Source organism: Pseudomonas sp. TNT2022 ID642 (assembly GCF_028656995.1).
GTDB lineage: Bacteria > Pseudomonadota > Gammaproteobacteria > Pseudomonadales > Pseudomonadaceae > Aquipseudomonas.
Window position 1 is genome coordinate 530,882 of the sequence record NZ_JAMDGW010000001.1, and the last position, 11,638, is coordinate 542,519.

At 60.4% G+C, this 11,638-nt stretch carries 12 protein-coding genes; 6 read left to right on the plus strand and 6 right to left on the minus strand.

Going from position 1 to position 11,638, the window contains the following annotated elements; all coding sequences use genetic code 11:
- Positions 1-1,158 carry an efflux RND transporter periplasmic adaptor subunit EmhA gene (gene emhA, locus M5G26_RS02460; RefSeq protein WP_122600734.1) on the minus strand — a complete coding sequence of 386 codons (1,158 nt, stop codon included), beginning with the start codon at positions 1,156-1,158 and terminating at the stop codon, positions 1-3.
- Between the two features lie 266 nt (positions 1,159-1,424).
- On the opposite strand from emhA, the gene emhR reads away from it, so the two are divergent.
- Complete coding sequence (gene emhR / locus M5G26_RS02465; RefSeq protein ID WP_038358223.1) at positions 1,425-2,057, plus strand: efflux system transcriptional repressor EmhR; 633 nt, start codon at positions 1,425-1,427, stop codon at positions 2,055-2,057.
- A 377-nt stretch (positions 2,058-2,434) separates the two neighbouring features.
- On the opposite strand, the gene M5G26_RS02470 is transcribed toward emhR, so the two are convergent.
- The 3 genes from M5G26_RS02470 to M5G26_RS02480 are packed head-to-tail and all read right to left on the minus strand — an operon-like array spanning position 2,435 to position 5,016.
- Positions 2,435-3,484: an alkene reductase gene (locus tag M5G26_RS02470; RefSeq protein ID WP_273914351.1), complete on the minus strand. Its 1,050-nt coding sequence runs from the start codon at positions 3,482-3,484 to the stop codon at positions 2,435-2,437.
- A 28-nt stretch (positions 3,485-3,512) separates the two neighbouring features.
- Positions 3,513-4,679, minus strand: a complete 1,167-nt coding sequence (locus M5G26_RS02475; RefSeq protein ID WP_007917078.1) for an MFS transporter — start codon at positions 4,677-4,679, stop codon at positions 3,513-3,515.
- A gap of 34 nt (positions 4,680-4,713) precedes the next feature.
- The gene (locus tag M5G26_RS02480; protein ID WP_007917068.1) at positions 4,714-5,016 is read right to left on the minus strand and encodes an ArsR/SmtB family transcription factor; all 303 of its coding nucleotides are present in this window, start codon (positions 5,014-5,016) and stop codon (positions 4,714-4,716) included.
- Between the two features lie 170 nt (positions 5,017-5,186).
- Between M5G26_RS02480 and M5G26_RS02485 the strand changes: the two genes are divergently transcribed.
- Positions 5,187-5,771 carry an acyl carrier protein phosphodiesterase gene (locus M5G26_RS02485; RefSeq protein WP_134178069.1) on the plus strand — a complete coding sequence of 195 codons (585 nt, stop codon included), beginning with the start codon at positions 5,187-5,189 and terminating at the stop codon, positions 5,769-5,771.
- Positions 5,772-5,995: 224 nt separating this feature from the next.
- Here the strand turns inward: M5G26_RS02485 and M5G26_RS02490 are convergent, their stop codons facing one another.
- Positions 5,996-6,790 carry a lysophospholipid acyltransferase family protein gene (locus M5G26_RS02490; RefSeq protein WP_273914352.1) on the minus strand — a complete coding sequence of 265 codons (795 nt, stop codon included), beginning with the start codon at positions 6,788-6,790 and terminating at the stop codon, positions 5,996-5,998.
- Complete coding sequence (gene olsB, locus M5G26_RS02495; protein WP_016982801.1) at positions 6,790-7,545, minus strand: L-ornithine N(alpha)-acyltransferase; 756 nt, start codon at positions 7,543-7,545, stop codon at positions 6,790-6,792. Before olsB ends, M5G26_RS02490 begins: the two co-directional genes overlap by 1 nt.
- Before the next feature lie 153 nt (positions 7,546-7,698).
- Between olsB and M5G26_RS02500 the strand changes: the two genes are divergently transcribed.
- The 4 genes from M5G26_RS02500 (at position 7,699) to M5G26_RS02515 (ending at position 11,615) form a co-directional block, all read left to right on the plus strand.
- Entirely contained in the window at positions 7,699-8,577 is an 879-nt protein-coding gene (locus tag M5G26_RS02500) for an acyl-CoA dehydrogenase family protein (RefSeq protein ID WP_273914353.1), read from the plus strand.
- A gap of 181 nt (positions 8,578-8,758) precedes the next feature.
- Complete coding sequence (locus tag M5G26_RS02505) at positions 8,759-9,832, plus strand: serine hydrolase domain-containing protein (RefSeq protein ID WP_273914354.1); 1,074 nt, start codon at positions 8,759-8,761, stop codon at positions 9,830-9,832.
- Positions 9,829-10,125: an amidase gene (locus M5G26_RS02510; protein WP_273914355.1), complete on the plus strand. Its 297-nt coding sequence runs from the start codon at positions 9,829-9,831 to the stop codon at positions 10,123-10,125. The genes M5G26_RS02505 and M5G26_RS02510 overlap by 4 nt, the downstream gene beginning before the upstream one ends.
- Positions 10,126-10,439: 314 nt before the next feature.
- Positions 10,440-11,615, plus strand: coding sequence for a M20 aminoacylase family protein (locus M5G26_RS02515; protein ID WP_273914356.1), 1,176 nt, complete (start codon positions 10,440-10,442; stop codon positions 11,613-11,615).
- Positions 11,616-11,638: the final 23 nt, after the last annotated feature.

The following is an 11,638-nucleotide window of genomic DNA, read 5'->3' on the forward strand; positions in this document are numbered from 1 at the left end:
TTACTCCCCTTTGCCGCCGGCGGCTTTGTCAGCTGCCTGAGCGGGGGCCGGGTTCTTGTTGCCGACATTGGTGGCTTCGGACGGGTTGACCTGAACACCCGGGCGCACGTATTGCAGCCCTTCGGTGATCAGACGATCGCCCGCTTTCAAGCCGTCTTCGATCAGCCACTGGCTACCGACGGTACGGCTGGCCTTGAGCTGACGCAGTTCGACCTTGTTGTCGGCGCCGACGACCAATGCGGTCGGGGTGCCTTTGAGGTCGCGGGTCACGCCTTGTTGCGGTGCCAGAATGGCGGCGGCGTTGACACCGGCCTGCAACTGGGCGCGGACGAACATGCCTGGCAGCAGGGTGTGATCGGGGTTCGGGAACACTGCGCGCAAGGTCACGGAACCGGTAGTCGGGTCGACCGTGACTTCGGAGAATTCCAGCTTACCGTCGAGCTTGTACTGGCTGCCGTCTTCCAGGGTCAGCTTGACCGCTGCCGAGTTTTCCCCGGATTTTTGCAGGCGGCCGCTTTCCAGCTCACGGCGCAGTTCCAGCAGCTCCACCGAAGACTGGGTGACGTCGACGTAGATCGGGTCCAGTTGCTGGATCGTCGCCATCGCGTCGGTCTGGCCGTTGCTGACCAGTGCACCTTCGGTGACCGAAGAACGACCGATGCGGCCGGAGATCGGCGCGTAAACCTTGGTGTAACGCACGTTGATCTGCGCGGTCTGCAACGACGCTTCCGATTCCATGCGGTTGGCCACGGCGGTGTCGTATTCCTGACGGCTCACGGCCTGCTCGTCGACCAGTTGCTTGTAGCGGTCGGAGATCGACTTGGTCGAACGCAGGTTGGCTTCGGCGCTTTTCAGGGTCGCTTCATAGACCGACGGATCGATCTGATACAGCTGTTGGCCGGCTTTGACATCGCCGCCTTCCTTGAACAGACGCTTGAGAATGATGCCGTTGACCTGCGGTCGAACTTCAGCGATGCGGAACGCACTGGTGCGGCCCGGCAGCTCGGAGGTGAGGGTAAACGCTTGTGGTTGCAGGGTGACGACGCCGACCTGAGGCGGAGGAGCGGCCGGTGCCGCTTCTTCCTTTTTACATCCGCTGAGCAGCGATGCCAGGGCGACGGCAGTGACCAGAGCGGTAACAGCTGGCTTGAATTGCATGAAAATCCTCGGGTCAGGCGCGCAAAAAGCGCACAAGAAGTGTGTAAAGGTAAAAAAAGGATACCGGGTGGATAAGTAGCTTGCTAAGGAATATACTTACGTTCATGGTTGTTTGTAAATACCTTGGCGTCGTATCCACCCTGTTACAAAACTCGTCGCAAGGTTTGAAATTGTAGGCCGGGGAGCTGATCCGTGAGAGATCGCCCCCTCTTTATTCAGCGGATATTCAGCCATCCCTGAAACATCCTGTTTGAGGTTTTACTGTCATGGTCCGTCGTACCAAAGAGGAAGCTCAAGAAACCCGTAGCCAGATTCTGGAAGCGGCGGAGAAAGCCTTTTATGAAAGGGGGGTCGCTCGTACAACGCTGGCCGACATCGCGACAATGGCCGGTGTTACGCGCGGTGCCATCTACTGGCATTTCAGCAACAAGGCGGACCTGGTCCAGGCGATGCTCGACAGCCTGCATGAGCCACTGGATGAATTGGCCAAGGCCAGCGAGAGCGAAGACGAACTCGACCCGCTGGGCTGCATGCGCAAATTGCTGATTCATTTGTTTCATCAAGTTGCGCTGGACCCGAAAACCCGGCGTATCAACGAAATTCTGTTTCATAAGTGCGAGTTCACCGATGAAATGTGCGATTTGCGCCAGCAGCGCCGGGTGGCCAGTCTCGAGTGCAATGAGCGCATCGGGCTGACCCTGCGTAATGCGGTGAATCGCGGCCAGTTGCCGGAAGATCTCGACACTGCCCGCGCGGCCATCAGCATTCACGCTTACATCGATGGCCTGCTGTATGGATGGCTTCTGGCGCCGGACAGCTTTGAGCTGCATGCCGAGGCCGAGCGTTGGGTCGATACAGGGTTGGATATGCTGCGCCTGAGCCCCAGCCTGCGCAAATGAAACAAAATGCGTAATTGGCACAGCTTATGTCAATTGGCCTGCCGTTATACAGGCTTGCGGCGGGGAGTTTAAACGTAGCGAGCTACGCATTTTGTAGGGAATTTGTGTCGTCTGTGTGAACAAGTGTTGGCCGCTTGCCCTCACCCTAGCCTCTCCCAGAGGGAGAGGGGACTGACCGAGGTGTTCTTTCGAGATACGCCGACCTGAAATATCCAGTCGAACTCCGAATTTGAAAACTACACAAATCGGCTCCCTCTCCCTCGGGAGAGGGCTGGGGTGAGGGGCTACGTACTCAGCCGCGCAATAGCTCTCCCGGCGAACACAAAAAAGCCCCCGACTCTTACAAGTCGGGGGCTTTCGCGTTTCTGCGGTATGTCTTACAGCGCTGGATAGTCGATGTAACCGACCGGGCCTTTGCCGTAGAAGGTTTCCGGACGCGCATCATTCAACGGCGCATCCGCCTTCAAACGAGCCGGCAGATCCGGGTTGGCAATAAACGGCACACCAAACGCCACAGCGTCAGCCTTGCCACTGGCCAGCCATTCGTTGGCGCTGTCCTTGGTGAAGCGCTCGTTGGCGATGTACGGACCGCCGAAAGCTTCTTTCAATTGCGGGCCAAGGCTGTCGGCGCCTTCTTTCTCGCGGGAGCAGATGAACGCGATGCCACGCTTGCCCAGTTCACGTGCAACGTAGGTGAAGGTTTCCGCCAGGTTGTCATCGCCCATGTCGTGGGAATCGGCGCGCGGTGCCAGGTGCACGCCAACGCGACCAGCGCCCCAGACTTCGATCGCCGCATCAGTCACTTCCAGCAGCAGACGCGCACGGTTTTCCAGCGAGCCGCCGTAGTTGTCAGTGCGCTGGTTGGTGCTGCTTTGCAGGAACTGGTCGAGCAGGTAACCGTTGGCGCCGTGGATTTCCACGCCGTCGAAACCGGCGGCTTTGGCGTTTTCGGCACCGGTGCGGTAGGCGTCGACGATGTCGGCGATTTCAGCGGTTTCCAGAGCGCGTGGGGTTGGATAGTCGGCCAGCGGACGCACCAGGCTGACGTGACCTTTCGGCTGGATCGCGCTTGGAGCGACGGGTGCTTCACCGTTGAGGTACGACGGGTGGGAAACCCGGCCGACGTGCCACAGTTGCAGGAAGATCTTGCCGCCAGCGCCGTGAATGGCTTTGGTCACGTTGGCCCAGCCGCGCACTTGATCGTTGGACCAGATACCCGGGGTGTCCGGGTAGCCAACGCCCATCGGCGTCACCGACGTGGCTTCGCTGAGGATCAGGCCAGCGGAAGCACGCTGCACATAGTATTCAGCCATCAGCGCGTTCGGCACGCGACCTTCGTCAGCGCGGCAGCGGGTCAGCGGCGCCATGATGATGCGGTTGGCCAGCTCGATGTCACCCAGTTTGATCGGATCAAAAATAGTTGCCATGTCTACAACCCTCTTAAGTAAAAGTTAATCAGTTAGTTGCCGGGGCCAGATCGGCATTGCCGTTCTGACGGAAAGTAATCAGCGTCACCAGCAGGGCGAGCACGGCCAGTGCGGCGGCTGCGAGGGGTACGCTGGTCAGGCCGTAGCCGTGGGCGATGACGCTGCCGCCGACCCAGGCGCCGAGCGCGTTACCGACGTTGAAGGCGCCGATGTTCAGGGTCGACACCAGGTTCGGTGCGGCTTTGCCGAAGGTCACCACGTTGACTTGCAGCGCCGGCACGGCGGCGAAACACGCGGTGGCCCAGAGGAACAGGGTGATTTCGGTGGGGATCAGCGCGACGCTGGTCCAGGTCAGCACGGTGGAGACCACGGCCATGGCGATGAATACGCCTATCAGCGTGGCGGCCATGCCTTTGTCGGCGAGTTTGCCGCCGATAATGTTGCCGACGGTCAGGCCCAGGCCGATCAGCATCAGCGTCCAGGTCACGCCACGCGGTGACACACCGGTGACTTCGCCGAGCAGCGGGGCAACGTAGGTGAACAGGGTGAAGACGGACGCGGCGAACAGCGCGGTCATGCTCAGCGACAACCAGATCCCGGCACCTTTGAGGGCGGCGAGTTCGGCGCGCATGTCGAGTTTTTCTTCGTCACGCTTGGCCGGCAGGAAGCGGATCAGGCCGATCAGTGCGATCACGCCGATGACGGTGACGGCCCAGAAGGTCGAGCGCCAGCCGTATTGCTGACCCAGCGCGGTGCCCAGCGGCACACCGAGGACGTTGGCCAGGGTCAGGCCGGTGAACATCAAGGCCACTGCCGAAGCGCGTTTATTCGCCGGAACCAGATTGGCCGCCACTACCGAACCGATACCGAAGAACGCACCGTGACACAGCGCGGTGATCACTCGGGCGAACATCAGCACGTTGTAGTCACTGGCAATGGCGCAGAGCAGGTTGCCGACAATAAAGATGCCCATCAACGCGACCAGCGCCGCTTTACGCGGCAGTTTGGCGGTGGCCATGGCCATGAACGGCGCACCGATGGCCACGCCGAGGGCGTATCCGGTCACCAGCCAACCGGCGCCGGGAATCGACACACCGAGGTCGGCCGCCACATTGGGCAGCAGGCCCATGATGACGAATTCGGTGGTGCCGATGGCGAAGGCGCTCAAGGCGAGGATGAGTAGCGAGAGGGGCATGCAGGTTTCCTTGTCGGCTGGCTGACGTTAAGGGTCAGAGCTCTTTACTGAGGGTGCTGAGGAACGCCTGGATCACGTCCTCGTTTCGTTTGAAAAAGTGCCATTGACCGGCCTTCTGGCTGCTGATCAGACCGGCGCGCTGCAACGTTGCGAGGTGTGCCGAAACGGTCGACTGCGACAGGCCACAGCGTTGATCGATCTGCCCGGCGCAAATGCCGTACTCGTGGTTGTGCAACTGTTCCGGAAATTCGTTCTTCGGGTCTTTCAGCCAGTTGAGGATGTCTCGCCGTACTGGGTGCGCCAGGGCTTTTATTATTTCGTCGAGGTCGAGGTTCATGGCAGGGTGCTCACAATGTGTACAACGCTATATCGCGATGTGGCGAAATATAAATCGTTAGATCGCGATACACCAATATGATTTTGATCTGATATCAGCATAAATTGGTATATCGCGTTATAACGATACGTGGGTGTATGGCTTGTGGGTCGCAGTGCTAAGCTGCGCCCATGAACTATCTCGCACATTTACACCTCGGTGGCCAGCGCCCCGGGCAACTGCTTGGCAGTCTGTATGGCGATTTCGTCAAAGGTCGGCTGCAAGGGCAGTTTGCGCCGGAGGTGGAAGCGGCCATTCAATTGCATCGACGGATTGACGTGTTCACTGACCGCCATCCGCTGGTGGATATCGCCCTGGGGCGGTTTTCCGACACGCGCCGGCGTTATGCCGGGATCGTCCTCGATGTGTTTTTCGATCATTGCCTGGCGCGAGACTGGAGGCTGTATGCCGAGCAGCCGCTGGAGGTTTTTACCGCTGATGTGTATCGGGTGCTGACCCGCGAACGGCAACTGCCCGAGCGATTGGCGAAGATTGCCCCGCACATGGTTGCCAATGACTGGCTGGGTTCGTATCAGGAATTTGAAGTGCTGGAGCAGGTGTTGCGCGGGATCTCGCGGCGGTTGAGCCGGCCGGAGGAACTGGCGGGGGCGATGCAGGAATTGCGGCGGTTGTATGAGCCGTTGAGTGAAGACTTCCGCCTGTTCTACCCGCAACTCCAGGACTTCGCACAAAACCCTCAGACACAGAAAACCTAATGTAGGAGTGAGCCTGCTCGCGATAGCGGTGTGTCAGTCGACATTAGTATTGACTGACACACCGCTATCGCGAGCAGGCTCACTCCTACAGGGGATTTGTGTTTCAGGCAGTTCTCCATGATTTTGCTGGGTTGCGGGATTAAGCAAGATCAAAAAATCGCAGCCTTCGGCAGCTCCTACAGGGATCAATGTAGGAGCTGCCGAAGGCTGCGATCTTTTGCTTTTCAAGCGGCAATCAATTCGCCGGCGCGACGCGGTTCAGCCGGTTTCGCGACCTCACCAAACAACGCCTTCTGCACCGCCTGCTGCGCCTCGAACGCCAACGCCGCACGCTCACGCCCCTGACAGGCAATCGGCTTGAGCAGGTGCACTTCAACATCGCCGCAATCATTGCTGAACAGGCGCATCAGGTGCGAGAGCAGGTCATCGTCACCAATAAACGGCGCCAGCGCATCGATTTCGCCATCGCGCAGATAACGGATCGCCACCGGTTGCAGCATCACCTCGGAATCAATCGCCGCCGCCAGCAAGCGACCATGAAAGGTGCGCAGCGAGCGGCCATCGGTGGTGGTGCCTTCCGGGAACATCAGCAAGGCGTGCTCGGTTTGCAGGTGACGGGTCATCTGCTTGCGGATCAACTGGCTGTCGCCCGAACCGCGACGAATGAACAGGCTGCCGGCCTTCGCCGCCAGCCAACCAGCCACCGGCCAAGTGCGCACTTCGGCCTTGGACAGAAACGACAGCGGCGTGAGCATGCCGAGCAGCGGAATGTCGGTCCACGACACATGATTGCTGACCCACAGCATCGGCTGTTTCGGCAGCTCGCCGTGCACCGTCACCCGAAAGGGCAGGGCGTTGCTCAAACGCGCCATAAAGAAGCGCGACCAGCGCTGACGCCGTTCCATCGAATGCGCCAGGCCAATCCGCTCAAACACGCCGAAGACGCTGGCCATGGTCAAACCCAGCGCCACCACCAACAGCACCCGCGCGATCCGCGCGTACACCCGCAACCGGCTCATCACACAGCCGCCTTGAAGTGCTTGGCGTAGCGCGGGCAGAGTTCGTCGCGTTTGAGCAGGATGAAAACGTCGGCGACCTGGAAGTCTTCGTCCCAGCACGGCTCACCGCAGATCTTCGCGCCCAGACGCATGTAAGCCTTGAGCAGCGGCGGCATTTCCGCGATCACGTTCGATGGAATATCCAAGGTTGGCAGCGGATTTTTCGGCTCGGCGCGCAGGTTTTCGGTGCACAGATAACGTTCGCGCAGGCGCTGCATGATCGCGTGGGCCTGGATGCCGCCGTCCTGCATCGGAATGCTCGCGCAACCCATCAAGTAGCTGTAACCGCCCTGATTCAATACTTCGGCCAATTCGCCCCACAACACCGCGATGGTGCCGCCGTTGCGGTACGCCGGGTCGACGCAGGTGCGGCCGATTTCGAGGATCGGGCCTTGCAGATGCGCCAGACCATGCAAGCTGAATTCTTCTTCGCTGTAGAACTTGCCGAGGCTGCTGGCGGCGGTGTGATCGAGCAAGCGTGTGGTCGCGACCAAACGGCCGGTGTTCAGATCACGCACGCCGATGTGGCTGCAGTGAACATCATAATCATCCATGTCCAGACCCAGTTCCGCGCCTTTCAGTTTGGCGTTGAACTCGCCGCTGAAGACGTTGAAACGCAAGGCCTGGGCTTGCTGCAGAGCCTCGGCGCCGATCAGGCGTTCGGCTTGCAGGCGGCGTTCATTGCCGGTGTCGCTGATGCGGGCGATCTGAGTCATGTGAATCTCCGTACGGGCCTTTAACCCGTCGTGGGTTGCAGCCGATCGACTTTCTTTATGCAGCCGTGTTGTGCAAAGTCAGGCTATGTAGCCCCGGTGTCATCGCCATGAACGTTCGGTGATGCTTATATGACAGCCCACAAGGAGCCTCTTATGCCCTGGCCAGATCTGCTGCACAGCCGTGACCGATTGCCCGCCGTTGCTGACCTGGCCGAGGGTTTTGCGACGTTGTTGCAGCAACTGGGCAACGTCACGCCGTTCGAATTGGCGGTCGCGGGCGGGCGGCGGATGGCGACGCCGGGGCTGGCGTTTCTGGTCGGTTATCAGGCGGCATTGCGCATGTTGTGGCCGAGTGCGCCGCTGAGCCTCGGTGCATTGTGTGCGACCGAACAGCGCAGTTTGCGCCCGGCGGACATGCAGACGCGGCTGAGCGATTTGCGCTTGAGTGGACGCAAGGACTTCGTCACCGCCGGTGATGCGGCGGACTGGCTGTTGATCGCTGCGCGCAGTGAAGAACCCGGTGAAACGCCGCGCCTGAGTCTGGCCGTGGTGTATCCCGGCGAACCCGGCGTGACCGTGGAAAAACTGCCGGCGCTGCCGTTGATGCCGGACATCAGTCATGGCCGCTTGCAGCTGGATGGCGCGTTGTGCGAATTGTTGGCGGGGGATGGCTGGGATGCTTACGTCAAACCGTTTCGCACCCTGGAGGATGTCTATGTACTGAGCGCGATGACCGCGTGGTTGTATGGCGTCGGGCAGGACAGCGACTGGCCGCAAGCGCTGCAATTACGTTTGCTGGCGCTGTTGGCCGGGTGCGCCGAGGCGAGTCGGCAACCGCCGAACAATCCGGCCGGGCATGTGTTGCTGGGTGGGTTGTTTGCGCAGTTTGAGGCATTGCAGGGTGAGGTGAGTCAGGCGTTGGCTGACGGACCGACAGAATGGGCGCAGATGTGGCAGCGGGATCGGGGGGTGATGCAGTTGGCCGCAGGTGCTCGGGCCAAGCGGTTGGCCAAGGCACTGGTGGTGTCCTGACTGGCCCCATCGCTGGCAAGCCAGCTCCCACAGGTTTCACAGGTGTTCAAAAAATTTGTATCCACTCAAGAACCCTGTGGGAGCTGGCTTGCCAGCGATAGCGAATTCATGGAAAAGCAAAATCTCAAATTTGTCATGAGTCCCGACTAACCTCAGCAGGTTCTCTCCAAGAGCCCTCCCCATGTGCAAAGGCCTGTCGCTGTTTCTGCTGCTGATCAGCTTCACCGTTCACGCCGAACAATGGCCGGGTGAAGAATGGCCAACCGGCCCGAAGGTCACCGATCCAGAGGCACTGGAAAATTACGCCTTCCCACCCCGCGACGATGCAACCCGCAAAGGCATCCGCACCGACGCACTGCTGATCATCCGCGACGGCCAGATCATCTACGAACGCTACGCCGGCCCAACCACCGAACACACTCCGCACCTGACCTGGTCGATCAGCAAAAGCCTGATGGCCACCGTGCTCGGTGTGGCGTACGGCGAAGGTCTGTTCAGACTCGAAGATCCCGCCGCAACGTTCTACCCGCCACTGGCTAAACATCCGACGATAAAAATCGCTGACCTGCTGCACTGGGCCTCCGGCATCGACTGGCAAGAAGACTATGAATACGCGCCGCTGAAGTCCTCGGTGGTGGCGATGCTCTACACCCGAGGCCATGGCGACATGGCCGTTTTTACTGCTGATCACCCTACTTACGCTGAGCCGGGTCAGGCTTTCCGCTATTCCAGTGGCGACAGCAATCTGCTCGCCGCTGCGTTGAAAAACATCGTCGGCCCGCAGCGTTATGCGGATTATCCGTGGACGGCGTTGTTCGAACCGCTGGGCATCCACCACGCGGTGTGGGAGCGCGATGCTACCGGCACTTTTGTCGCTTCCTCTTACGCCTATCTCACCGCGAGAGATCTGGCGCGGGTCGGATTGCTGATGGCTCGTGACGGGCGCTGGGATGACAAGCCGTTGCTGCCCAAGGACTGGGTGGCTTTCAACCTGAAACCCTTCAATGGCTATAAGGCCCACCAGGACGAAGCGGTGCCCGGCGGCCAATGGTGGCTCAATCGCCCGGCCGATGGCGCCGGCTCTCCGTGGCCTGACGCGCCGCCCGACACCTTTGCTGCCCTTGGCCACTGGGGCCAGGCGCTGTACGTGATTCCCAGCGAGAAACTGGTGGTCGTGCGTTACGCCGATGATCGCGACGGCAGCTACCGTCATAACGAATTGCTCAAGCGTGTGCTGAAGGCGGTGCAGCCATGAAGCGCTTCTTGCTGGTGCTGCTGGTCCTGCTGCTCGGCTGGGTCGGCTACGAGCGCGAAAATCTCTGGGCTTTTCCGGACATCATCAGCGCGTACACCGCCAAGGAATATTGTTCCTGTCGATACGTGATGAACAACGATGCCGAGTACTGCCGTGGCTATGTGAAACAGTGGCTGCCGACCAGCCAATTCACCGATGAGCCCAACAGCAAAACCATCACCGTCAGCGGCATGGGCCGCAGCAGCAGCGCCCAGTGGCAAAGTGAACGCCAGGGCTGTCGCCTCAATCCCTGATCTAAGGGGCGTAACCATCCCCCTGTGAATAAAGAACCCTGTGGGAGCTGGCTTGCCAGCGATGGCGGTGTGTCAGTCAAAAAATATCGCCTGTGCCGACGCTATCGCTGGCAAGCCAGCTCCCACAGTTTTTTGTGTGGGCCCACAAAATTCGATGACGACCCGAAAATCTGTGGTTCCACACCGTGGAACCACATTCGATTGTCCTCGCGCGCATCTCGCGGTTATCTGGCGGTGAGCACGACCTGCCTTGTATGTGTCGTGAAATCGAACCGAACAAAAAGACCGGGAACACCCGTGCGAGGAGAACCGTCATGCCCCGACATCAGCACATTCTGGCCTGGCTCAACGATGTGGCCAGCGACCTGCACGCCACCCGCCAGGACATCCACGCCCACCCCGAACTCGGTTTTGAAGAAAACCGCACCTCGGCACTGGTGGCCAAATCCCTCGAAAGCTGGGGCTATGAAGTCCACACCGGCATCGGCAAAACCGGTGTGGTCGGTGTGCTGCGCCATGGCAGCAGCTCGCGCAAACTGGGCCTGCGTGCTGACATGGATGCCTTGCCGATCATTGAAAACACCGGCGTCGCCTACAGCAGTCAACACCAGGGTTGTATGCACGCCTGTGGCCATGACGGGCACACCGCGATGCTCCTCGGCGCCGCGCGTTATCTGGCGGCGACCCGTCAGTTCGATGGCACCCTCACGCTGATTTTCCAACCGGCGGAAGAAGGTCAGGGCGGCGCCGAAGCCATGCTTGCCGACGGATTGCTCGAACGTTTTCCGTGCGACGCATTGTTTGGCATGCACAACATGCCGGGGCTGCCTGCCGGGCATCTGGGCTTTCGCGACGGGCCGATGATGGCGTCGCAGGATTTGCTCAACGTGGTCATCGAAGGCGTCGGTGGCCACGGCTCGATGCCGCACCTGACAGTCGATCCGTTGGTCGCCGCCGCCAGTGTGGTGATGGCGTTGCAAACCGTGGTCGCGCGCAATATCGATGCACAGCAAGCGGCGGTGGTGACCGTCGGCGCGCTGCAAGCGGGGGAGGCGGCCAACGTCATTCCGCAGCAGGCGATCCTGCGCCTGAGCCTGCGCGCCTTGAACGCCGAGGTGCGGGTACAGACGCTCGACCGCGTGCGCTCGATCATCGAAACCCAGGCGCAAAGCTTCGGCTGCACTTCAACCATCGAACACCGCCCGGCCTACCCGGTGCTGGTCAACCACGCTGCCGAAACCGAGTTCGCTCGCAAAGTCGGCGTTGAACTGGTCGGCGCCGATGCCGTCGACGGCAACACGCCCAAGCTGATGGGCAGCGAAGACTTCGCCTGGATGCTCCAGCGCTGCCCCGGCGCTTACCTGTTCATCGGCAACGGCGTGTCGCGGCCGATGGTGCACAACCCCGCTTACGACTTTAACGACGACATCCTGCTGACTGGCGCCGCCTATTGGGGCGCGCTGACCGAGAGCTGGCTCAAGCCGGCCTGACTTCTTCACTTTCTGCTGCCGCT

Coding starts and splice junctions, on each gene's coding strand:
- M5G26_RS02480 (WP_007917068.1), bottom strand. CDS start 5,016: ATGAACCTCGACCTCGACGAAATAATAAAAGCCCTGGCGCACCCAGTA.
- emhR (WP_038358223.1), top strand. CDS start 1,425: ATGGTCCGTCGTACCAAAGAGGAAGCTCAAGAAACCCGTAGCCAGATT.
- M5G26_RS02490 (WP_273914352.1), bottom strand. CDS start 6,790: ATGAGCCGGTTGCGGGTGTACGCGCGGATCGCGCGGGTGCTGTTGGTG.
- M5G26_RS02470 (WP_273914351.1), bottom strand. CDS start 3,484: ATGGCAACTATTTTTGATCCGATCAAACTGGGTGACATCGAGCTGGCC.
- M5G26_RS02475 (WP_007917078.1), bottom strand. CDS start 4,679: ATGCCCCTCTCGCTACTCATCCTCGCCTTGAGCGCCTTCGCCATCGGC.
- M5G26_RS02500 (WP_273914353.1), top strand. CDS start 7,699: ATGCCCTGGCCAGATCTGCTGCACAGCCGTGACCGATTGCCCGCCGTT.
- emhA (WP_122600734.1), bottom strand. CDS start 1,158: ATGCAATTCAAGCCAGCTGTTACCGCTCTGGTCACTGCCGTCGCCCTG.
- M5G26_RS02515 (WP_273914356.1), top strand. CDS start 10,440: ATGCCCCGACATCAGCACATTCTGGCCTGGCTCAACGATGTGGCCAGC.
- M5G26_RS02510 (WP_273914355.1), top strand. CDS start 9,829: ATGAAGCGCTTCTTGCTGGTGCTGCTGGTCCTGCTGCTCGGCTGGGTC.
- M5G26_RS02505 (WP_273914354.1), top strand. CDS start 8,759: ATGTGCAAAGGCCTGTCGCTGTTTCTGCTGCTGATCAGCTTCACCGTT.
- M5G26_RS02485 (WP_134178069.1), top strand. CDS start 5,187: ATGAACTATCTCGCACATTTACACCTCGGTGGCCAGCGCCCCGGGCAA.
- olsB (WP_016982801.1), bottom strand. CDS start 7,545: ATGACTCAGATCGCCCGCATCAGCGACACCGGCAATGAACGCCGCCTG.